The sequence below is a fragment of the Polaromonas sp. P1_G1 genome, from assembly GCF_056405595.1.
In genome coordinates this window covers 20,918-40,163 of the sequence record NZ_JBFUBU010000018.1, presented here as the reverse complement: position 1 = coordinate 40,163, position 19,246 = coordinate 20,918, and the positions used below count along the sequence as shown (strand labels likewise).

16 protein-coding genes are annotated in these 19,246 nt (G+C 65.7%); 10 read left to right on the top strand and 6 right to left on the bottom strand.

Annotation, left to right across the window (positions count from 1 at the left end):
• Window positions 1-18: 18 nt before the first annotated feature.
• Both rpoD and dnaG read right to left on the bottom strand, forming a co-directional pair.
• The gene (gene rpoD, locus AC1D1Y_RS11080) at window positions 19-2,496 is read right to left on the bottom strand and encodes an RNA polymerase sigma factor RpoD (protein ID WP_477682388.1); all 2,478 of its coding nucleotides are present in this window, start codon (window positions 2,494-2,496) and stop codon (window positions 19-21) included.
• Between the two features lie 388 nt (window positions 2,497-2,884).
• Window positions 2,885-4,882: a DNA primase gene (dnaG, locus tag AC1D1Y_RS11075; protein ID WP_477682387.1), complete on the bottom strand. Its 1,998-nt coding sequence runs from the start codon at window positions 4,880-4,882 to the stop codon at window positions 2,885-2,887.
• A gap of 187 nt (window positions 4,883-5,069) precedes the next feature.
• On the opposite strand from dnaG, the gene AC1D1Y_RS11070 reads away from it, so the two are divergent.
• The gene (locus AC1D1Y_RS11070) at window positions 5,070-5,966 is read left to right on the top strand and encodes a YihY/virulence factor BrkB family protein (RefSeq protein WP_477682386.1); all 897 of its coding nucleotides are present in this window, start codon (window positions 5,070-5,072) and stop codon (window positions 5,964-5,966) included.
• On the opposite strand, the gene AC1D1Y_RS11065 is transcribed toward AC1D1Y_RS11070, so the two are convergent.
• Window positions 5,963-7,831, bottom strand: a complete 1,869-nt coding sequence (locus AC1D1Y_RS11065) for a gamma-glutamyltransferase family protein (protein ID WP_477682385.1) — start codon at window positions 7,829-7,831, stop codon at window positions 5,963-5,965. The genes AC1D1Y_RS11070 and AC1D1Y_RS11065 overlap by 4 nt on opposite strands.
• Window positions 7,832-7,950: 119 nt before the next feature.
• Between AC1D1Y_RS11065 and AC1D1Y_RS11060 the strand changes: the two genes are divergently transcribed.
• Complete coding sequence (locus AC1D1Y_RS11060; protein ID WP_477682384.1) at window positions 7,951-8,883, top strand: LysR family transcriptional regulator; 933 nt, start codon at window positions 7,951-7,953, stop codon at window positions 8,881-8,883.
• 6 nt (window positions 8,884-8,889) lie between these two features.
• Here the strand turns inward: AC1D1Y_RS11060 and AC1D1Y_RS11055 are convergent, their stop codons facing one another.
• The gene (locus AC1D1Y_RS11055; RefSeq protein WP_436155106.1) at window positions 8,890-9,657 is read right to left on the bottom strand and encodes a 3-hydroxyacyl-CoA dehydrogenase; all 768 of its coding nucleotides are present in this window, start codon (window positions 9,655-9,657) and stop codon (window positions 8,890-8,892) included.
• 166 nt (window positions 9,658-9,823) lie between these two features.
• Window positions 9,824-10,867, bottom strand: a complete 1,044-nt coding sequence (locus AC1D1Y_RS11050) for an extracellular solute-binding protein (protein WP_477682383.1) — start codon at window positions 10,865-10,867, stop codon at window positions 9,824-9,826.
• A 139-nt stretch (window positions 10,868-11,006) separates the two neighbouring features.
• Between AC1D1Y_RS11050 and AC1D1Y_RS11045 the strand changes: the two genes are divergently transcribed.
• The gene (locus AC1D1Y_RS11045; protein WP_477682382.1) at window positions 11,007-11,879 is read left to right on the top strand and encodes a patatin-like phospholipase family protein; all 873 of its coding nucleotides are present in this window, start codon (window positions 11,007-11,009) and stop codon (window positions 11,877-11,879) included.
• Window positions 11,880-12,059: 180 nt separating this feature from the next.
• Here AC1D1Y_RS11045 and AC1D1Y_RS11040 read toward each other — a convergent pair whose 3' ends face one another.
• Window positions 12,060-12,608 (bottom strand): phasin family protein, encoded by a 549-nt coding sequence (locus tag AC1D1Y_RS11040; protein ID WP_477654277.1) that lies wholly within the window; start codon window positions 12,606-12,608, stop codon window positions 12,060-12,062.
• Between the two features lie 280 nt (window positions 12,609-12,888).
• Here AC1D1Y_RS11040 and AC1D1Y_RS11035 point away from each other — a divergent pair, with 280 nt between their 5' ends.
• The 7 genes from AC1D1Y_RS11035 (at window position 12,889) to AC1D1Y_RS11005 (ending at window position 19,232) form a co-directional block, all read left to right on the top strand.
• A complete protein-coding gene (locus AC1D1Y_RS11035; protein WP_477682381.1) occupies window positions 12,889-13,698 on the top strand; it encodes a histone deacetylase family protein in 810 nt (269 codons plus the stop codon).
• An 88-nt stretch (window positions 13,699-13,786) separates the two neighbouring features.
• The gene (locus AC1D1Y_RS11030) at window positions 13,787-14,791 is read left to right on the top strand and encodes an NAD(P)H-binding protein (protein ID WP_477682380.1); all 1,005 of its coding nucleotides are present in this window, start codon (window positions 13,787-13,789) and stop codon (window positions 14,789-14,791) included.
• Window positions 14,754-15,197: an acyl-CoA thioesterase gene (locus AC1D1Y_RS11025; RefSeq protein ID WP_477682379.1), complete on the top strand. Its 444-nt coding sequence runs from the start codon at window positions 14,754-14,756 to the stop codon at window positions 15,195-15,197. Before AC1D1Y_RS11030 ends, AC1D1Y_RS11025 begins: the two co-directional genes overlap by 38 nt.
• A complete protein-coding gene (locus AC1D1Y_RS11020) occupies window positions 15,194-15,940 on the top strand; it encodes a nitroreductase (protein ID WP_477682378.1) in 747 nt (248 codons plus the stop codon). The genes AC1D1Y_RS11025 and AC1D1Y_RS11020 overlap by 4 nt, the downstream gene beginning before the upstream one ends.
• A gap of 4 nt (window positions 15,941-15,944) precedes the next feature.
• Window positions 15,945-17,825: an ABC transporter permease gene (locus AC1D1Y_RS11015; RefSeq protein WP_477682377.1), complete on the top strand. Its 1,881-nt coding sequence runs from the start codon at window positions 15,945-15,947 to the stop codon at window positions 17,823-17,825.
• Window positions 17,825-18,583, top strand: coding sequence for an ABC transporter ATP-binding protein (locus AC1D1Y_RS11010; RefSeq protein ID WP_477682376.1), 759 nt, complete (start codon window positions 17,825-17,827; stop codon window positions 18,581-18,583). The genes AC1D1Y_RS11015 and AC1D1Y_RS11010 overlap by 1 nt, the downstream gene beginning before the upstream one ends.
• On the top strand, window positions 18,576-19,232 hold the full coding sequence (locus AC1D1Y_RS11005; RefSeq protein WP_477682375.1) for an ABC transporter ATP-binding protein: 657 nt from the start codon (window positions 18,576-18,578) through the stop codon (window positions 19,230-19,232). Before AC1D1Y_RS11010 ends, AC1D1Y_RS11005 begins: the two co-directional genes overlap by 8 nt.
• The last annotated feature ends 14 nt before the right edge of the window (window positions 19,233-19,246 follow it).

Genomic DNA, 19,246 nt, shown 5'->3' with positions numbered 1-19,246 from the left:
TTTGAGGAGGGCGCGTGTTTACAGCGTGTCGATAAAGCTGCGCAGCTTGTCCGAACGCGAAGGGTGCTTGAGCTTGCGCAGCGCCTTGGCTTCGATCTGGCGGATGCGCTCACGCGTCACGTCGAACTGCTTGCCGACTTCTTCCAGCGTGTGGTCGGTGGACATCTCGATGCCGAAGCGCATGCGCAGCACCTTGGCTTCGCGCGGCGTCAGGCTGTCGAGGATGTCCTTGACCACGTCGCGCAGGCCGGCCTGCATCGCGGCTTCCAGCGGCGCGGTGTTGGCGCTGTCCTCGATGAAGTCACCGAGGTGCGAATCGTCGTCGTCGCCGATCGGCGTTTCCATGGAGATCGGCTCTTTGGCGATCTTCATGATCTTGCGGATCTTGTCTTCCGGAATCTCCATCTTGGCGGCCAGGATGCTGGCGTCCGGCTCGAAGCCGAATTCCTGCAAGTGCTGGCGCGACAGGCGGTTCATCTTGTTGATGGTTTCGATCATGTGCACCGGGATGCGGATGGTCCGCGCCTGGTCGGCGATGGAGCGCGTGATCGCCTGGCGAATCCACCAGGTGGCGTAGGTCGAGAACTTGTAGCCGCGGCGGTATTCGAATTTATCGACGGCCTTCATCAGGCCGATGTTGCCTTCCTGGATCAAATCGAGGAACTGCAGGCCGCGGTTGGTGTACTTCTTGGCGATCGAGATCACCAGGCGCAGGTTGGCCTCGATCATCTCTTTCTTGGCGTCGCGCGAGTTGGACTCGCCTTCGTTCATGCGCTTGTTGATGTCCTTGAGCTGGGCCAGCGGCACCACCACGCGGGCCTGCAATTCGCCCAGCTTGGTTTGCAGTTCCTGGATGGGCGGCACGTTGCGGGCCATCACCACCGACCAGGGCTTGCCGGATGCGACCTGTTTTTCAACCCATTTCAGATTCAACAGGTTGGGCGGGAAATCCTTGATGAAGATTTCCTGGGGCATGCCGCATTTCTCGACGATGATGCGGCGCAGCTCGCGCTCCTTCTTGCGCACGTCCAGCACCTGGCCGCGCAGCATGTCGCAGAGCTTTTCAATGGTCTTGGCGGTGAAGCGCACGGTCATCAGCTCGTCGCTCAGGGCTTTTTGCGACTTCACGTAAGTGGGTGTGCCGTAGCCTTCCTTGTCGTAGGTCTTGTGGACCTTCTCGAACAGGGTGGCGATCTTGTCGAAGCGGTTGAGCGCTTCCTTCTTGAGTTCTTCGAGCTTTTTGGTCAGGGCCTTGGAGCCGCCCTTGCCGTCGTCGTCGTCTTCCTCGTCGAATTCGTCGAAGTCTTCCTCGGCCACGTAATCGTCGGCCTCGTTGGGGTTGGAGAAGCCGTCGACCACGGTGGAGATGACGATCTTGCCTTCGCGGATTTCCTCGCCCAGGCGCATGATTTCAGCGATGGTGGCGGGGCTTTCCGAGATGGCTTCCATCATCTTCATGAGGCCGCCCTCGATGCGCTTGGCGATTTCGATTTCGCCTTCGCGCGTGAGCAGCTCGACCGTGCCCATTTCACGCATGTACATGCGGACCGGGTCGGTGGTGCGGCCGAATTCGCTGTCGACGGTGGACAGCGCGGCTTCGGCTTCTTCTTCGGCTTCCTCTTCGGTCGCGACCGTGGGGCCGGTGTTGTTCAGCAGCAGGGTTTCGGCGTCGGGCGCCTGCTCGTACACGGCCACACCCATGTCGTTGAGCATGTTGACCACGACTTCCAGCGTTTCAGCGTCGACCAGCTTGTCGGGAAGGTGGTCGGAGATTTCGCCGTGCGTGAGGTAGCCGCGGGTTTTACCGAGCTTGATCAGGGTCTTCAGGCGCAGGCGGCGCTTGAGCATGTCTTCTTCGGAGAGGACGGTCTCGTCCAGGCCGAATTCCTTCATCAGGGCGCGTTCCTTCGCCTTGCTGATCTTCATGCGCAGCGGCTTGACCTTCTCGGTCGTTTCCGCCACGGGTTCGCCGACCAGGTCGTCTTCAATGTCGGACAGGTCGAGGTCTTCGCCGTCCTTGGGCGCGGCGCTGGCGTTCTTGGGCTTGCGGCCGCGCTTGGCGCCGGTGGTGGCGGCAGGCGCGCTGCCGTCGGCCGCGGGGTTCTTGGGCGGGCGGCCGGGTTTCTTTTTCACGGGCACGTCGGCAGGGGCGGCGAGAGGCTTGGATTCAGGGCTGGACTTGGTCGGCACGGCAGGAGCTTTCTTCAGGGGCAAATCGGAAACCACGGATTTCACGGTTTTCAGGGGGGCTTTGCTCACCAGGGCATTGGGTTTGCTGGGTTTGACAGAGATGGCGGTTTTTCCCGGTTTTTCAACCTTGGCGCTTTTGGCGGCAGGTTTGGCGGAGGCTTTGGCCACTGCTTTGACTGGAGGCTTGCCTGCGGGCCGGGCAGCGGCTTTCGGCGCTGTCTTGGCTTTGGGCTTGGCGGCGGCTTTGGGCTGCGCGCCTTGCGGCTTCTTGGACGTGCTCGGCTTCGTTGGCTTGGCAGTAGGCATGGAACCTCCAGTTATCGGGAATTGTTTTAAATATCTATCAGCTACCAGTAAACAAAAATGCGCCTTGGCGCCTGCGCGAAGCACAGGCACGGTGACAAGGATTCAGGGTCAGGAACGGGAGAGCGGAAAAACAGGCCGGCAGCGCCAGAGGCACGGTGCGGTTTATTTTCCGGGCAAGCTGTTTGGGCGAACATTTGGTGTGCAGTCCTTGCGGAATTCCCTGGGGGAAGTGGCCGTCTCATCTGTGAGTTCCCCGAAGTTTCGGGGTGGCCGGGCCGGAGGTGCTGCTGTCGCGCTTGCCGTCGAAAATCGGATTATACCCTGTTGCCTGTTTTTTGGGCGTTTTTTTTGCCGTCAAAACAGGTATTTTCCCGGTGCTTGCGGGAGCCTAGCGGGAAGTGTCGACCGGGGCTTTGAGGCTGGCGGCCAGTTCCATGTAGCGCTGGCGGGCGTCCGGATCGGTGGCGGCCCGGGCGGCCAGCTCGCTCATTTCCTGCTGGCGGCGCAGGCGCAGCAGCTGGTCCAGGATGCTGCGGACTTCGGTCCAGTCGCTTTCTATGCCTTCGGGGATCTGCGCGATCTGCGCCGTGGCGTGCCTTTCGTGGACATGGCCGCGCAGGCCCTCGCGCAGGGCCGCCCAGGGCTGGGGCCCGTGTTCGTGGAGCTGGCTCTCCAGCCAGACGAACAGCGGGCCGTGGGGCTCGGGCAGCTCGACCAGCAGATGGTGCTCTTCGGTGCTGAGCCGGTCCCAGGTCTGGGCTTCGGTCAGCAGCAGCCTGAGCACGCGGTCTTCGCGGCTGGCCGGCAGTATGCGCCCGGCCACGCGGCGCGGCGCGCGGGCGCTGCCGCCGCGCTCGCCAAAACTGCGCCCCGGGGCTGACGGGGGCGGGTAATAACCGGAGGGCTCGGAGGCGCTGTAGTCGCGCTCTTCGGGGTAATCGGGCGGGTAGCCGCCGGGGTCGGGCATCTCCGCGTGGTGCACGGGGGCCGGCCCGGCGTCCTGCCTGTGGCCCTTCCCGGATCCGCGCGGCCCGCCGCTGCCCTTGTTGCCCGATTTGTAGCCCGTGGCGGCCGGCTGCCACAGCTGCAGCAGCTCGCGGCTGTCGATCAGCACCTTGTCGGCGATCTCGGCCAGCAGCTGGCGCTTCAAGGCGCCGTCGGGCATCAGGTTCCACAGCGGCCGGGCGTTGCTGGCCATGTGGGCGCGGCCCTCGGCGGTGTCCAGGTCGCAGCCTTCGGCGGCGGCTTCGAGCAGGAAGCGGCTCAGCGGCACGGCCTTGCTGACATAGGCCGCGAAGCCTTCCTTGCCGTGTTCGCGGATGTAGCTGTCGGGGTCGTGCTCGGCGGGCAGRAACAGGAACTTGAYGSTGCGCACRTCRGTGGCRAAGGGYAGGGCGGCATCCAGCGCCTTGCGGGCGGCGCGGCGGCCGGCGCCGTCGCCGTCGAAGCTGAACACCACCGAATCGGTGAAGCGGAACAGCTTTTGCACATGGTCGGCGGTGCAAGCGGTGCCCAGCGTGGCCACCGCGTTGGCAAAACCCAGCTGGGCAAGCGCCACCACGTCCATATAGCCCTCGGTGACCAGCGCGTAGCCGTGCTCGCGCAGGGCGCTGCGAGCCTCGAACAGGCCGTAGAGTTCGCGTCCTTTGCTGAAGACCGGGGTTTCGGGCGAATTGAGGTATTTGGGCTTGTCGTCGCCCAGCACGCGGCCGCCAAAGCCTATGCATTCGCCCTTGACGTTGCGGATGGGGAACATGACCCGGTCGCGAAAACGGTCATAGCGCTTGGCTTCGCCGGCCTGGTTTTCCTCGCCGGGTTCGCCGGTGATGACCAGCCCGCTTTCGACCAGCAGCGGGTCGTTGTAGTCGGGGAACACGCTGGCCAGGCTGCGCCAGCCTTCGGGCGCGTAGCCCAGGCCGAAGGTCTTGGCGACTTCGCCCGAGACGCCGCGGCCCTTGAAGTAGTCGATGGCGCGCTCGGAGTTGCGCAAGGCCTTGATGTAAGCGATGCCGGCTTTTTCGAGCACGCTGGTGAGCGTGGCCTGCTGCTCGCGCATCTGCGCGGCCCGGGCGCGGTCCTGCGGCGAGACGTCGTCTTCGGGGACCTGCAGGCCGTATTGCTGGGCGAGGTCTTTGACAGCCTCGACGAAGTTCATGCCGCCGTGTTCCATCAAAAAGCTGATGGCATTGCCGTTCTTGCCGCAGCCGAAGCAGTGGTAGAACTGCTTGGAGGGGCTGACGCTGAAGGAGGGCGATTTTTCGCCGTGGAAAGGGCACAGGCCCATGAAGTTGGCGCCGCCCTTTTTGAGCTGCACGTAGCGGCCCACGATGTCCACCACGTCAGCGCGCGCGAGCAGTTCCTGGATGAATGTTTGTGGGATGGCCATGGGGGGGAGGGGGGTCAATTTAGCACACGCGTCGCGGCGATGGGCCGCCGGTGCCCAAGGTGCCTATGGCCCTGGAGGGGAATGGGCGCTGGGCTGACACGCATTGGCGGCATCCGGCGGCAGTAGGGCACCTCCGGCGTCTCCCACAATGGACTTTTCCCTGCCGCCCCGGGAGCGGGGCCATTCCATGACGCTTTCCCCCAACCTTGCCTATGTTGCCAGCCATCCCGGCGCCTTCGCGCTGCGGGTGCTCAAGGGTTTTCGCGCCAATCAGGGCTTGCTGCTGGCAGGGGCGGTGGCCTATTACGCGCTGCTGTCCGTCGTGCCGCTGCTGATCCTGGTGGCGATCGCGCTGTCGCATGTGGTGGACCAGCAGGYCATGCTGCAGGCGCTGGGCCGCTACATCGGCTGGCTCGCCCCGGGCCAGGGAGGCTACATCACGGCCGAGCTGGCCTATTTCCTGGCGCACCGGGAGGTGCTGGGCTGGGTCTTGCTGGCCACCATGCTGTTTTTCAGTTCGCTGGCCTTCACGGTGCTGGAGAACGCGATGTCGGTAATCTTTCTGCACCGCGTGGCGATCCGCCGCCGCCATCTGCTGGTGTCGGCCATCCTGCCTTATTGCTACATCCTGTTTGTGGGCCTGGGTTTGCTGCTGGTGACGCTGGTGTCGGGAAGCCTGCAGGCGCTCGGTGAAAAAAGCCTGGACTTCCTGGGCTGGGAATGGTCGCTCAGCGGGTTTTCCGGCGTGCTGCTGTATTTGCTGGGCCTGATGGGCGAGGTGCTGCTGCTCACGTCGCTGTACATGGTGATGCCGGTGGGCCGGCTGCAATGGCGGCATGCGCTGCTGGGCGGCGTGACGGCCGCGCTGCTGTGGGAGCTGACGCGCCACCTTCTGGTGTGGTATTTCTCCACGCTGTCGCAGGTCGGCCTGGTGTACGGCTCGCTGACCACCGCCATCGTGGTGCTGCTGAGCCTGGAGGTCGCGGCCGCCTTGCTGCTGCTGGGCGCGCAGGTGATCTCGGAGTACGAGCGCCTGGGCACGGCCCGGCAGGACCAGCCCGCCAGGCCGATGCGGCTGGGTTAGTCTCCCAGCACCAAACCTTCGCGCCGCGGGTCGGCGCCACCGAAGAAGCCATCCGGGGTTTTCTGGATGGCTTGCAGGCCGCTGGTCATGGTCTGTTCGCGCACCTCGGCGCCGCGGCTGCGCAAGGCCTCGACAGTGGCCGGCGAGAAACGTTTTTCTTCCAGGATGCTGGGGCCGTTGAGCGAGCCGAAGTTGGGCAGGTCGATGGCCTGCTGGGCATTGAGGCCCCAGTTCAGCGTGCCGTACAGGGTCTTGGCCGTGAAATGGATGATGAGCGCGCCGCCGGGACTGCCGCCACTCATGACGAGCTGGCCGGAGGTCTTGTCGAACACCAGCGTGGGCGCCATGGACGAGCGCGGGCGCTTGCCGGGTTGCACGCGGTTGGCCACGGGCTTGCCTTCGGCGTCCGCCGGGGCGAAGCTGAAGTCGGTGAGCTCGTTGTTGAGCAAAAAGCCGCCGGCCTTGCCGGTGCCGCCGTCGGTCATCAGGCGCGAGCCGAACTGGTCCTCAATCGTGGTCGTCATGGCGATCGCGTTGCCGTAGCCGTCGACGATGCTGATGTGCGAGGTGCCGTACTCGGGTTGGTCGGGCATGGGCGCGTAAGCCGTCTTGACGGCGCCCGGCACACCGGGTTTGGCGGTCTTCATGCTGGGGCCGGCGGGCTGTATCAGTTTGGCGCGCTCGCTCAGGTAGGCCGGGGCCAGCAGGCTCATCCAGCTGCCGCCGGGCGGCTGCACGAAGTCAGGGTCGCCCAGGTACTGGCCGCGGTCGGCAAAAGCCAGGCGCGAAGCCTCGGTATACAGGTGCAGCCAGTCGGCCGAAGGCGTGGGCGAGACCGTGCCGGGAACGCCGCCGGTGCCGGTGACCAGGCCCAGGGTGGCTGCAGGCGTGTTGTTCAGGATGCCGAGGATCTGCCCGACGGCAATCGCGCCCGAGCTGGGCGGCGGCATGCCGCACAGGCGGTAGGCCTTGCCGGCGGCGCTGTAATCGCTGCAGATCGGATCGCGTTTTTTGGGCTGGTAGCCGGCCAGGTCGGCCAGGGCCAGCTTGCCGGGGTTGGTGGTGTGGCCTTGCACCTTGGCGACGATGGCCTGCGCGACCTGGCCTTCGAGCAGCGCGCTCGATCCCCCGGCCGCGATCCGGCGCAGCACCTCGGCCAGGGCCGGGTTGCGCAGGGTCGCGCCCACGTCCACCGGGCTGCCGTCAGGCTTGTAAAAGTAGGCTGCGGCCGTCGCGTCTTTTTTCAGGTGTACCTCGCCCTTGAGCAGGGTGTTCAGGCGCGGGCTGACCTTGAAGCCGCCTTCGGCCAGCTGGATGGCCGGCGCGAACAACTGGGCCCAGGGAAGCCGGCCGTACTGCTTGTGGGCCATCTCCAGCATGCGCACCGTGCCGGGCGTGCCGACGGAGCGGCCTCCGACCACGCCGTCGTAGAAAGCCATGGGCTTGCCATCGGCGCCGATGAAGAGTTTTTCATCGGCGGCGGCGGGCGCGGTTTCCCGGCCGTCGAAGGCCTCGACCTTGCCGCCGTTTGCGTGCAGCAAAAATGCGCCGCCGCCTATGCCGCTGGACTGCGGCTCCACCAGCGTGAGCACCATCTGCACGGCAATCGCCGCGTCTACGGCCGAGCCGCCGGCCTTGAGCACCTGGTAGCCGGCGTCGGTGGCCAGCGGGTTGGCGGCGGCCACGGCGAACTTCTTGGTAGCCCAGCCCGGCTTGGGCGTGAAGCCCGAAGAGCCTTCGGGCTGCATGTACTTGGCGCCGCGCGCTACTTCGTCGGCCGGGACCTGGTAGGTGAAGGAAGAGGGGCTGCTGGCGCAGGCGGCCAGCAGCGCGGTCGCCGCCAGCGCCGGGAAGGCGTGTCTCATGGGATATCCTTGAATGTAGTTGTTGCTTGTCGCGGGGCCTGGGAACATCTCCTGCCCGCTGGCAAATATATCGAGCGGTCCCGCGCCTCACAATGGCGTTTCGGAGAAATCAGTCTTCCATGGAATTTGACAATCTCGATGCCCTGCGTGTGCTGCTGGCCACCGCGGAGACCGGCAGCCTCACGGGTGCGGGCAAGCGCTGCCGGCTTTCTACGGCCGCCGTCAGCGCGGCGATCAAGCGGCTGGAAACCTCATTGGGCGTGCGGCTGTTCGAACGCACCACCCGCGCCGTGCGGCCCACGGCCGAAGGCGCGGTCATGGTCGACCATGCGCGCCGCGCGCTCGAACTGGTGTCCGAAGGCCAGGCCAAGGTGCGCGCCGGCACCTTCGGCCTCACCGGCAGCATACGCATCACCGCCACGGCCATGCTGGCGCGCGAGATGCTCGCCTACTGGCTGGCGGAATTCGCCACCCTCCATCCCGGCATTGAGATCGACCTGCAGATCAGCGATGTGCGCGTGGACCTGGTGCGCGAAGGCATAGACGTGGCCCTGCGCAACGGCCCGCTGATGGATTCGACCCATTCGGCGCGCCTGCTTGCGCCGGCGCGGCGCGTGGCCTGTGCCAGCCCGGAGTACCTCGCGCGCCGCGGCACGCCGCTGCAGCCCTGCGAGCTCGCGCAGCACGACTGCCTGGTCTGCCATGTGCGTGAGCGCCGGCAGGACCAGTGGCAGTTCGAATTGCAGGGAGAGGCCAGCGCGCCTTTCCAGGTGCGTGTGGCCGGGCCGCTGGCCTGCAACGACGCCTCGATCGCGTTGCAGTGGGCGCTGGAAGGGCGGGGCATCGTCTACCAGTCCGAGATCGACCTCATGGCCTCGCTGGCAGGCGGGAAGCTGGTGCGCCTGTTCGCGGGCCATCTGGGCGAGCCCGCGCCGCTCTATGCCGTGGTGCCGAGCCGGCGCTACGTGCCGGCCCGCGTCAACGAGGTGATAGACCGGCTGTCGGCGCTGCTGACCGAACGGCTGGCCGCGCTGCACCCGCCCGCGGCCTGAACAAACTCAGCGCGGCGCGAGGCGGATGGCGCCGTCCAGGCGAATCACTTCGCCGTTGAGCATGTCGTTTTCAATGATGTGTTTGGCCAGGCGCGCGTAATCCTGCGGCGTGCCCAGGCGGGACGGGAAAGGAACGCCGGCGGCCAGCGAGTCCTGCACTTCCTGCGGCATGCCGAAGAGCATGGGCGTGCCGAARATGCCGGGGGCGATCGTCATGTTGCGGATGCCGTTGCGCGCCAGGTCGCGGGCGATGGGCAGGGTCATGCCGACGATGCCGCCCTTGGAGGCGCTGTACGCGGCCTGGCCGATCTGGCCGTCGTAAGCCGCCACGGAGGCGGTGGAAATCAGCACGCCGCGCTCGCCGGTGGCTTCAGGCTCGTTCTTGCACATGGCGTCGGCCGCCAGGCGGATCATGTTGAAGCTGCCGACCAGGTTGACGGTGATGGTCTTGCTGAACACGGCCAGGCTGTGCGCGCCGTTCTTGCCCACGGTYTTTTCKGCSGGSGCRATRCCKGCGCAGTTCACCAGGCCCATCAGCTTGCCCATGGCGACCGCCTTGGCCACCACGGCCTGGCCGTCGGCCTCCTGGCTCACGTCACATTTGACGAAGGCGGCTTTGTCGGCGCCCAGTTCCTTGGCGATGGCTTCGCCCTTGTCGGCCTGCATGTCGGCGATGACCACCTTGGCGCCATTGGCCACCAGCATGCGTGCCGTGCCTTCACCCAGGCCCGATGCGCCGCCGGTGACGATAAATACTTTGCCTGCGATATCCATGGTGTTCCTTGAATGAAGAGTGGAAGGTTAAAAAGGGCTTTGTGCGAACGCCGCTGCTTTTCCGAAAGCGGAAGCAACATGACGTTAACGTAAACGTCAATTATGGCGCATGAAAAAAGCCCGGCGCCTGTCGGCGGCCGGGCTTTCGCAAAAGAAGGGCGCAGGCTTACTTGTAGCCGACGCGGTCCAGCATCTGCTGCACCTTGAGCTGGTTGTTGCCCACGGCGCTGATCGGGATGGTTTCGGACTTGAAGCTGCCGTTGCCCGAAGGGCTCATGGCTTTGAGCGCCGGGTTGCTGACGCCCAGGCCCGGTACCGCGGCCCACTCGTTGTTGCCGTTGGCGAAGTACTCCTGCGCGCTCGGGCTGGCCAGGTATTCCATGAACTTGACGGCGTTGGCCGTGTTCTTGGCGTTCTTGGCGACGGCCGCGCCGGCGATGTTCACATGCGTGCCCCAGCTGTCCTGGTTGGGGAAGACCACGCCGACGCGGTCGGCCACCACTTTGTCATCAGGCGCGTTGGAGCGCATGATGCGCGCCAGGTAGTAGGTGTTGGTCAGCGCGATGCCGCATTCGCCGCTGGCCACGGCCTTGATCTGGTCGCTGTCGCCGCCCTTGGGGTCGCGCGCCATGTTGGCCACCAGGCCTTTGAGCCATTGTTCGGCCTTGGCTTCGCCGATGTGCTCGGTCACAGCGCCGAAGAGCGAGAGGTTGTAGGGGTGGGCGCCCGAGCGGGTGCACAGCAGGCCCTTGTTTTTCGGGTCGGCCAGCTTTTCGTAGGTGTCCACGTCGGCCTTTTTGACCTTGAGCTTGTCGAACACCACGACGCGGGCACGGGTGGAGAAGCCGAACCAGGTCGTGCCTTCGGCGGTTTCCTTGGCGCGCAGCTTGGCCGGGATGGCGGCTTCGAGGGCCGGCGATTTGATGGGTTTGAACAGGCCGTCCGCGTCGCCTTTCCAGAGGCGGGCCGCGTCGACCAGCAAGATCACGTCGGCGGGGGAGGCGGCACCTTCAGCCTTCAGGCGTGCCAGGATGCCGGCGTCGTCGGCGTCCACGCGGTTGACCTTGATGCCGGTGGCCTTGGTGAAGTCGCTGTAGAGCTTTTCATCGGTCTGGTAATGCCGGGCAGAATACAAGTTGACCACTTGCTCCTGGGCTGATGCCAAGCCTGCCAGCAACAGCAGCGACGAGAGGACCACCTTCTTGTACATAACTTTCCACTTTCTTACAGGTAATTTTTAAAGCCCGGCCATGATAAAGCAAATAAGAATCATTCTTGCCAGAGTCCCTACGTTGCACCCGCCTTCGCGCGTGCCGGGATGGGGGCCGGGCGCCTGTCTGGCCCTTGTGATGCTGCTGGCTGGTTGCGGCACGCTGCCGACCGGTTCCAGCGTGCCTGTGTTGCCGCCGCCGGCCGAGGCCGCCAGAAAGCCGGTGCGCATAGGGCTGGCGCTGGGTGGGGGCGCGGCGCGCGGCTTTGCCCATGTGGGKGTGATCGCAGTGCTGGAAGAAGCCGGGCTCAAGCCGCAACTGGTGGTCGGCACCTCGGCCGGCAGCCTGGTGGCGGCGCTTTATGCCAGCGGCAAGACCAGCGCGCAGCTGCAGCAGACCGCGCTCAACATGGAAGAGGTGGCCATCACCGACTGGATGCTGCCCATCTTCGGCCGCGGCATGTTCCGCGGCGACGCGCTGGCCCGTTACGTCAACGACCTAGTGGCCAATCGCACCCTGGAAAACATGGCAATCCCGCTGGGCATCGTCGCCACCGACCTCAACAGTGGCCAAGCCGTGCTGTTCCAGCGCGGCGATACCGGCACCGCGGTGCGGGCATCGAGCGCGGTGCCGGCGGTGTTCCTGCCGGTGAAGATCAGCGGCCGCGAGTATGTGGATGGCGGCCTGGTCTCACCGGTGCCGGTGCGTTTTGCGCGGCAGATGGGGGCGGACATCGTGGTCGCGGTCGACATCTCCAGCCCACCGGAAAACAATCCGGCCGGCGACACGCTGCAAATCCTGCTGCAAACCTTTGCCATCATGGGCAAAAGCATCAACCAGTACGAGCTCAAGGATGCCGACGTCGTCGTGCGTCCCTCGCTCATAGGCCTCAAAAGCGCGGACTTCTCCGCGCGGCAGCGTGCCATTGATGCGGGCCGGGCTGCCATGCTGGCGGCGCTGCCGCAGCTCAAGGCCAAACTCGAGGCCGCGGCGCTTGTGGCGCACAAGTAGCGGCCACCGCAAGCCAGTGCAGGCAAAAAAAAGCCCAATCTTGCGATCGGGCTTTAAGGGGTCCGTGAAAATGAATTTCGGAAAGGACCCGAGGAGACAACTGGCTTGAAACCCTGTTCAGTCAAACAGGATCTGCGAAACAGGCTCCGTGACGGTAGCGCGCCAGGGACGCGCCTTTGATCAGCGCTTTTTGGCGGTGGTCGTCTTGGTGGCGTTCACTGCGGAAGCAGCCACCGTGTTGAAGTTGGCTTCAGCGATGTCGCTGGCTTGCTTGACGGCCTTCTGGACCGACTCGAAAGCGTTGTTGGCGGCGGCAACGGCGCTCTTCAGTACAGCCACGGCGGTTTCGGAACCGGCCGGTGCGTTCTTGGCGGCGTTGTCGACCAGGCCGACGAATTTCTTCTGTGCATCAGCGGCCTGGCCTTCGAAGGTCTTGCCCAGTTCAGCGCCGGCGGCCGAAGCGATGTCATAGAGGTGACGGCTGTAGGCGGCGGTCTTTTCAGCCAGGGGCTGGACCAGGCCGGCTTGCAGAGCCATCAGTTCTTGCGCGTCTTTCACGCCCATCACGGCTTGCGTGTGGTTGGCGGTTTCAGCCAGGGCGGCCTTGGTGGCTTGCACGTTCAGCTCGACCAGCTTTTCAACGCCTTCGAAGGCTTTGTGGGTCAGGCCAAACAGGGTTTCGATGTTGGCTTTGTGGGAAGCGAGGACTTGTTCAGCGGTCAACATAATGAATCTCCAAATAGGTTTAGGTTTAGGTGAGGACAGTAGTTGCTTTGCGCTGAATTGCTGCACTGCAACATAAGCCCAAGTATAGGGAATGGCTGCACCATTGCAAGCATTTTATGTTGCAGTGCACCAATTTAGAGGTCGACCTCTAGGTAACGGTCTGAAACAGCACTGAAAAGTACCCGAAAAGAACTACTCCAGCCACCTGCATGCAACCATTTTGATCAGTGCCTGGCGCGAGGCCACAATGGCTTCAAGCTCTGATCGCAACACACTTCTTACCTTGCAAGCCTTTTACGCCGACAACTTCGTTTTGCCGCTGCCGCCCGGCCACCGTTTTCCGATGGCGAAATACCGTTTGCTGCGCGATCGCCTGGTGACTGAACGCCCGCAGGTGCGCATGGCCCAGGCGCCGGCCGCGACGGACGGTGAAGCGGCGGCGCGCGGGGCCTTGGGGGCGCCCGGCCGGCGGGGCGAGGGTGTGGCTGCCAACCTTGCCGGAGGCACGCACCATTCCTATGCGCACAAGGGCGGCGGGTTTTGTGTCTTCAACGATGCGGCCGTTGCCGCCAGGCTGATGCAGGCGGAGTGGGCGCGGCAGCACCGTCTCCTGCGCAAGCCGCTGCAGGTCGCCATCATCGATCTGGACGTGCACCAGGGCAACGGCACGGCCAGCATCTTCGCCGGTGACGCCAGTGTCTTCACGCTGTCGCTGCATGGGCAAAAAAACTTTCCGTTTCGCAAGGAAGCCAGCGACCTAGACGTGGACTTGCCCGACGGCTGTGGCGACGCGCCTTACCTGCAGGCGCTGGAGCAAGCGCTCGATGAACTGGAGCGGCGATTCGAGCCCGGCCTGATCCTCTTCCTGGCCGGCGCCGACCCGTATGAGGGCGACCGGCTGGGCCGCCTGGCCTTGAGCTTCGACGGCCTGGAGGCGCGCGACCGGCGCGTCTTCGATTGGGCCTGGCAGCGCCGCATCCCGCTGGCGTTTGCCATGGCGGGCGGCTACGGCATCAACATCAACGAGACCGTGCAGGTGCAGATGAACACCTACACGCTGGCCCTCGAATATTGGGCGCGCTGGAATCCCTGAGGCGCGTACGCCGGGGCATGCCCGGCATTGCTGCTACATTGCCAGGGATTCGCCCTCGGCGACCCCTGACGTAGCAGAGCAAAAAAACATGCCGCCGACCACTCCCGATATTCACGACGCTCTTGAAAAACCTTCCTCTCTGCGAGTACTGGTTCTCGGCGGTACCGGCTTTATCGGCCGCCATGCCGTGGCGGCGCTGCATGCCTGCGGCGCACAAGTCGCGATAGGCAGCCGCCATCCGGAGCGCCATGAAGCCGCTTATCCCTTTGCCGCCATGCGCCTTGCGCGCTTTGAACAGTTGCTGAACCCGGATGCCTGGGACGCCTTGCTCAAGGATGTCGACGTGGTCGTCAACTGCGTGGGCATCCTGCGCCAGCGGCCGAATGAGTCTTACGACCACGTGCACCACCGCGCACCGGCGGCGCTGGCCCTGGCCTGTGCCGCGGCGGGCATACGCTTCATCCACACCTCGGCCCTGGGCTTGCACGAGGGTGCCAAGAGCCGCTTCCTGTCGAGCAAGTCCCTCGGCGAGCGCGCCATCGCGGCCTCAGGCAGCGATTACGCCATCGTGCGTCCCTCGTTGCTCGACGGCGAGGGCGGCTTTGGCGCGCGTTGGCTTCGCGGCCTGTCGCGCTCGCCCTTGCACGCCATCCCGCGCGCCGCGCGCGGCGGCATCGCGGCGATGACGGCCGCAGACCTCGGCCTGGCTTTTGCCGTCCTGGCGGCCATGCCTTCGCTGGCCGCCCACCGCGAAGTCGAACTGGGCGGCACACGCCGCTACGGTTATGCCGAGTACCTGCGTGCGCTGCGCGCCGACTACACCGGCACCCCCGCCCTGCAATTGCCCCTGCCCAACTGGATGGCGCGGGTGGGCTCGCATGTTTGTGACGTGCTGCATTTCTCTCCTTTCTCCTATGGGCACTGGATCCTGCTGCAGCGGGACAACATTCCCCGGCCGAACCGCCTGCCCGAATTGCTGGGGCGTGAACCTCACGCCATCGGGTCAAACATGGCCCCCGAGCCCGCCCTGGCCCGCGCTGGCAAAATAGGGCCTCATGACCTCCCCGACACGACCGCAAGCCGAAGCCCGTAGCGCCTACAAAGCTTTCCGCGACATCGGCACCCGCTGGTCCGACAACGACACCTACGGCCACGTCAACAACGTCGTCTACTACAGCTGGTTCGACACTGCCGTCAACGGCCTGCTGATTGAACGCGGCGCCATCGACATCCACACCGGCGGCGTGATCGGCCTGGTGATAGAGACCCAATGCAACTACTTCGCGCCGCTGGCCTTTCCCGAGCCCGTGGTGGCCGGGATTCGCGTGGCGCACGTCGGCTCGTCCAGCGTGCGCTACGAGGTGGCCTTGTTCCCCGGCGATGAACGCCAGCCCTGCGCCGCCAAAGGCCATTTCATCCACGTCTATGTAGACCGCGCCACGCGCCGGCCGGCGCCCTTGCCACCCGAACTGCTTTCCGTACTGGAGACACTCCGATGACCCAGGCACCGCCCGTGCTTCCCTATATCACTCCCCGCCACGCGGGCGATGCGCGCAACGCGGTCGACGAAGCCATCGTCAGCCGCCAGTCCATACGCCAGTTCCTGCCCACACCGGTGCCGCGCGAAACCATCGCCCACTTGCTGGAAATCGCCAGCCGCGCGCCCTCGGGCACCAACACCCAGCCCTGGAAGGCCTATGTGCTGCAGGGCGCGAGCCGCGATACCCTGGTCGAAAAGGTCTGCCGCGCCCATGACGCGCTGCACGCCAACCCGGCCCTGGCCGCCGAGTACAAAGAGGAGTACGACTATTACCCCGAACAGTGGGTCTCGCCCTATATAGACCGGCGCCGCGCAAACGGCTGGGGCCTCTACGGCCTGCTGGGCATCGCCAAGGGCGACAAGGACAGGATGCATGCGCAGCATCACCGCAACTTCCAATTCTTCGACGCGCCTGTGGGCCTGATGTTCACGCTGGACCGCGTGATGGGCCGGGGCTCGCTGGTGGACTACGGCATGTTCATGCAGAACCTCATGGTGGCCGCGCGCGGCCTGGGACTGCACACCTGTCCGCAGGCCGCCTGGAACGGCTTCGGCAAAATCATCCTGCCGCATATAGGTGCGGGTGAAGACGAGATGCTGGTGTGCGGCATGGCGCTGGGCTATGCCGACGAAACAGCGCTGGTGAATACCTTCCGTACGCCAAGAGTCCCAGCTTCCGAGTTCACCACCTGGCTGGACTGATTGGATGACCTTTTCCGTGGTCCAGCTGCTCGGTGGACTGTCTTACGCCACCACGCTGTTCCTGATGGCGGCGGGGCTCACGCTGATCTTCGGCGTGACGCGCATCGTCAATTTCGCGCACGGCAGTTTTTTCATGCTGGGCGCGCTGTTCACGGCGCATTGGATCACGCACTGGTTCCCGGCCTGGGGCGAGAGCGCTCCGCTATACCTGCTTGCGATTCTGATGGGCGCGGCCTGCGCGGGGCTGGCGGGCGCCGCGGCTGAATTCCTGCTGCTCAGGCGCATGAGCGGCGCGCCCGAGCTTTACCAGCTGGTCGCCACCTTCGGCCTCACGCTGGCGATGCACGATGCGATGCAGTGGGGCTTTGGTCCCGACGAGGTGTTCGCGCCGCGCTTTCCGGGCCTCAGGGGCTCGGTGCAGATCGGCGACGAGTTCTTTCCCGTCTACCAGCTCGTGATGATCGCGCTGGGCCCGCTGGTCTGGCTGGGCCTGCACCTGCTGCTGCGGCGCTCGCGCTTCGGCCAGCGCCTGCGCGCGGCCACGCAGGACCGTTCCATGCTCGCGGCGCTCGGCGTCAACCCGCGTCCGCTGATGTTGGGCGCCGTGGTGCTGGGCTGCGCGCTGGCCGGCCTGGCCGGGGCCCTGCAGCTTCCGCGCGAACCCGCCCACCTGCAGATGGACATGAACGTGATCGTGGAAACCTTTGTGGTGGTGGTCACCGGCGGGCTGGGCAGCATAGGCGGCGCCTTTGTGGCGGCCCTGCTGATCGGGCTGGTCCATGCCTTCGGCATCAACGTGTTTCCGCAGGCCACGCTGGTGATCGTGTTCCTGACCATGGCCGTGGTGCTGGTGTTCCGGCCCCAGGGGCTCAACGGCAAGGCGATCTCGGCGCAGGAGGCCGGCGGCGGCGTGCGCGAGGCGGTCCAGAGGTTTCGCGGCCTGGCAATAGGCGCGGCCGGATCCTCGGCGATCACAGCCGCCTTTTTGCTGCTGGCCGCCCTGGCATGGGCGGGCGGGCCTTACTGGCAGGCGCTGGCGGCTGATGCGCTGATCCTGATGATTTTCGGCATCAGCCTGCAGTCCATGATGGCGCTGGGCGGCCTGGTCAGCTTTGGCCATGCCGCCTTCTTTGCGCTGGGCGCTTACGGCGCGGCACTGTCGCACAGCCTGTGGGGCGCGTCGCTGCCGCTGGCACTGGCGGCCGGCTGCGGCGCGGCCCTGGCGGTGGCCGCGGTGTTCGGCGCGGCGGTGGTGCGCAGCAGCGGCGTTTACCTGGCCATGCTGTCACTGGCGCTCGCGCAGGTGATCTGGGCCGGCGCCACGCAGTGGGTGGACTTCACCGGCGGCGACAACGGCCTGATCGGACTCACGCTGGTGAGCGACGAGGGCCGGCCGGTGTTTTACGCGCTGCTGGTGGCGCTGGCATTGATGGCCGTGGCCGCGCTGCACTTTCTGGGCCGATCCGTCATGGGGGCCGCGCTGCAGGCCTTGCGCGACGCGCCTTTGCGCGCCTCGGCCTCGGGGCTGGCGGTGGGCTGGCTCAAGTACCGTATTTTTGTGGAGAGCGCCGTGTTGGCCGGCCTGGCAGGCGGCCTGGCCGCCGCGCACAAAGGCGCGGTGTTTCCCTCGCTCGCGTCGGTCTCCACTTCGGTCGACGCCTTGCTGGTGGTCTTGCTGGGCGGCGTGCACCAGCTCTGGGGCGCGGTGGCGGGCAGCATCGTGTTGAGCTACGCCGGCGCCGAACTCGGACGGGAAGTGACTTACTGGCGCGGCTTGCTGGGCGTCTTCATCATGCTGATCATGGTGGCTTCGCCCTCGGGGCTGCTGGGTTTGCTCCCGCGGCTTGCCGGCATCTGGCGGCGCAAGCCTCGAAAGGCCGCCTGATGCTGCAGGTCCGGCAACTCGTCAAGCATTTTGGCGGCCTGCGTGCCGTGGACGGCGTGAGCTTTGAGGTGCTACCGGGCCAATGCGTCGCCCTGATAGGACCCAACGGCGCCGGCAAGTCCACCACCTTTGCCTGCATCGCCGGCCAGTACCCGCTGACGGGCGGCGACATCGCCTGGAACGGCCAGGCGCTGCAGGGGCTCAGCCCGCAGTCGCGCCTGCGGCAGGGCGTGGCGCGCACCTTCCAGGTGGCCCAGGTGTTTGAAGCGCTCACGGTGCTGCAGAATGTGCAGCTGGCCGTGCAGGCGCGGCTGGGCTCACGGGCCGTCTCAGCTTTCAGGCGCCTGGACGGCCAGGCGCGCGAGCCGGCCCTGGCCTTGCTGGCGCAGACCGGGCTTGAAGCGCTGGCAACGCAGGATGCGCTGAGCCTGCCCTATGGCGCGAAAAAGCGGCTGGAACTGGCCCTGGCGCTGGCGGCCCGGCCGCAACTCCTGCTGCTGGACGAACCGGCCGCTGGTCTCGCCGGGCCTGAGCGCGCCGACCTGATGAAACTCGTGAAGCGCCTGGCGGGGCAGGGCATGGCGGTGCTTTACACCGAACACAATATGGACGCCGTGGCCGGCGTGGCCGACCGCGTACTGGTGCTGATCGAAGGCCGGCTGGCGGCGCAAGGTTCCTTCGAGGAAATCTCGCGCGACGCCGTGGTGCGCAGCCGCTACCTGGGCCAGGCGGGCGGGGAGGGGCCAGGCCATGCTTGAGGTCGACAAGCTCAACGCTTTTTACGGCCCGGCCCAGGCGCTGTTCGAGGTGTCGCTGCGGGTGGTGCCCGGTGAACTGGTGGTACTGCAGGGCTTGAATGGGGCGGGGAAATCCACGCTGCTCAAATCCCTGATGGGCCTGGAGGTGCGCACCGAAGGCCACATCCGCTACCGCGACCCGGCGGGGGCCCAGGGCACGGACCTGGCCCCCATTGAACGCTGGGACACCCACCGCCGCGCGCAGGCCGGCCTGGGTTATGTCGCCGAAGACCGGCGGCTCTTCACCGAACTCACCGTGCGCGAAAACCTGCGCATTGCGGCGGGTCGCGACGTGGCGGCGCAGGAGGCCAGGGCGCTGGACCTGTTCCCCGCGCTCAAGTCCATGCTGGGACGCCGCGCCGCCCAGATGAGCGGGGGCGAGCAGCAGATGCTCGCGATCGCCCGTACGCTGATGACCGGTCCCCGCATCCTGCTGCTCGACGAACCCTGCGAGGGCATTGCCCCGGTGCTGGTGGAAGCGATTCGTGATGCGCTGCTGGCGCTGCGGCAACAGGGCCTGGGCCTGCTGGTGGCCGAGCAGAACCAGTTGCTCGCTGCCCGCGCTGACAGGCTGGTTTTGCTGGTTGCGGGTAAAGTCAGGGGTTCGTGAAGAAAGACCCGCTT